Consider the following 2,463-nt stretch of genomic DNA (forward strand, 5'->3'; position numbering starts at 1 on the left):
GCGGCGGCGCGGCGTTCCGGCTGCCGGACACGTCCGCGACCGGATGCCCCGTACAGCTAACCTCGCCGGGCGAGGGAGGCACATCGTGGAGAGCACCGAGGACCGGCCCGCGGACCGGCACACCGAGCGGCGGGCGGAGCAGCAGACCGAGCGGCGGGCGAAGGGGCGGACCGAGCGACGGGCGAAGGGGCGGACCGAGCGACGGGCCGGACAGCACATCCGGCAGCACACGCAGCCGCACACGCGGCAGCCCGCCGGGCGGGTCGTCGTCGCGCTGGCGGGCGCGGGCGTCCGCCGCCACACCACGGACCAGCTGATCCTGGACGGCATCGACTGGACGGTGCGGTCCGGTGAGCACTGGGCGCTGCTCGGCGCCAACGGCGCGGGCAAGACGACCGTGCTGCGGCTCGCCGGCGCGCTGATGCACCCGACGACCGGCACGGTGGAGGTCCTGGGCCACCGGCTCGGCCGAGTCGACATGCGCGAACTGCGCGCGCACATCGGCCTGGTGTCCTCGGCCCAGAAGGTGCCGCTGGACGCCACCGGGCACACGGTGGTGCTCACCGGGGCGACCGGCACCGTGCAGCCGCTGTGGAAGAAGTACGACGCGGCCGTGCGCGAACGGGCGTACGAGCTGCTGGCCGAGCTGGAGGTCAAGGAGCTGGCCGACCGCCCGTACGGTGTCTGCTCGGGCGGCCAGCGGGCGCGCCTCCTGATCGCCCGCGCGCTGATGGCCGACCCCTCGCTGCTGCTGCTCGACGAGCCGTTCAACGCGCTCGACCTGCCGTCCCGCGAGGACCTGATCGACACCATGCACCGGCTGGCCACGGGGCGGCCGGAGCTGGCGACGGTGACGGTCACCCACCATCTGGAGGAGCTGTCCCCGGCCATCGGCCACGCGCTGCTGCTGCGCGACGGGCGGGTCCGGGCGGCCGGGCCGGTCGCCGAGGTGCTGACGGACGCACGGATGACGTCCTGCTTCGGCCGCCCGATCGAGGTCGTCCGGCACGAGGGCCGCTGGCTGGCCCGCTCGGGCCGCCGCTCCGGCTGACCGGCGCCGCTCCCCCGCCCCGGCGGGCCCGCCTCCGCTCCCCGTCCGGCGGGCACCCGCTGCCGGACCTGCCGGGCCCGCGCACCGTCGGCCAACGGCCCGCCGCGCGCGGGAAGACGGGCCGGGGCGGCAGGTCGTCGAACGCCCGGAGGGGGCGCACGCGGTCATGCGTGCGCCTGTCGGCCGAACAAGTCACGTCCAGGGGATTGACGTCCTTGCTGACAGGCAGTCTCCTAATTGGGTGACCGGCGGTAACCCACGAGCGAGGTGGCCACAGCCATGACGACCACGACCGAATCCAGCGGGCCCCGGGACGCCCTCGGACACCTGAAGGACCGGGAGCGGGTGGCCGAACGGCTGCTGGACTCGTCGGCCAAGCACTCCTTCGACCCCGACGCCGAGCTGGACTGGGACGCGCCCTTCGTGGACGGCCTCTGGCACTGGCCGCCGGAGCTGGTCTCGCTCTACGACACCCCGCTGTGGAAGCGGATGTCCGAGGAGCAGCGGATCCTGCTGTCCGCGCACGAGGCCGCGTCGCTCGCCTCGCTCGGCATCTGGTTCGAGATCATCCTGATGCAGCTGCTCACCCGGCACATCTACGACAAGTCGCCGACCAGCGCCCATGTGCGCTACGCCCTCACCGAGATCGAGGACGAGTGCCGGCACTCGAAGATGTTCGCGCGCCTGATCGAGAAGGGCGGCACGCCCGTCTATCCGGTCACCAGGGTGCACCACAACCTCGGACGGCTGTTCAAGACGATCTCCACCACCCCCGGGTCGTTCACCGCCACCCTGCTCGGCGAGGAGATCCTCGACTGGATGCAGCGGCTCACCTTCCCGGACGAGCGCATCCAGCCGCTGATCCGCGGCGTCACCCGGATCCATGTGGTCGAGGAGGCCCGGCACGTGCGGTACGCGCGTGAGGAGCTGCGCCGCCAGATGACGACCGCGCCGCGCTGGAGCCGCGAGTTCACGCGGCTGACCTCGGGCGAGTTCTCCCGGGTGTTCGCGAAGGCGTTCATCAACCCGGACGTCTACACCAACGTCGGCCTGGACAAGCGCGAGGCCGTGGCCCAGGTGGCGGCGAGCCCGCACCGGCGCGAGGTCATGCAGACCGGCGCCAAGAAGCTCACCGACTTCCTCGACGAGATCGGGGTGCTGCGGGGCGCCGGACGCGCCATGTGGCGCAGCTCGGGCCTGCTCGCCTGACGTTCCCGGCTCCCGGCCGCCCCGCGGACGCACCGGCCGCCTCGCGGACGCACCGGCCGTCTCACCGACACCCCCGGCCGCCTCACGGACGCACCGGCCGTCTCACGAACCCACCGGCCGTCTCACCGACACCCCCGGCCGCCTCACGGACGCCCGGGTCCTCCGGGGGACGCCCCGGCGCCTGCTCGCGGTCGCCGGTCGCG

General features: G+C 73.7%; 2 protein-coding genes. Both read left to right on the plus strand.

All coding sequences use genetic code 11. The features are described 5' to 3' along the window. Positions 1-217: 217 nt before the first annotated feature. Entirely contained in the window at positions 218-1,051 is an 834-nt protein-coding gene (locus tag GCU69_RS22320) for an ABC transporter ATP-binding protein (protein ID WP_156206999.1), read from the plus strand. Positions 1,052-1,330: 279 nt separating this feature from the next. Next, complete coding sequence (locus tag GCU69_RS22325) at positions 1,331-2,260, plus strand: AurF N-oxygenase family protein (RefSeq protein WP_098753013.1); 930 nt, start codon at positions 1,331-1,333, stop codon at positions 2,258-2,260. Positions 2,261-2,463 lie beyond the last annotated feature (203 nt).

The organism is Streptomyces lycii (genome assembly GCF_009735685.1).
Taxonomy (GTDB): Bacteria; Actinomycetota; Actinomycetes; order Streptomycetales; family Streptomycetaceae; genus Streptomyces; species Streptomyces lycii.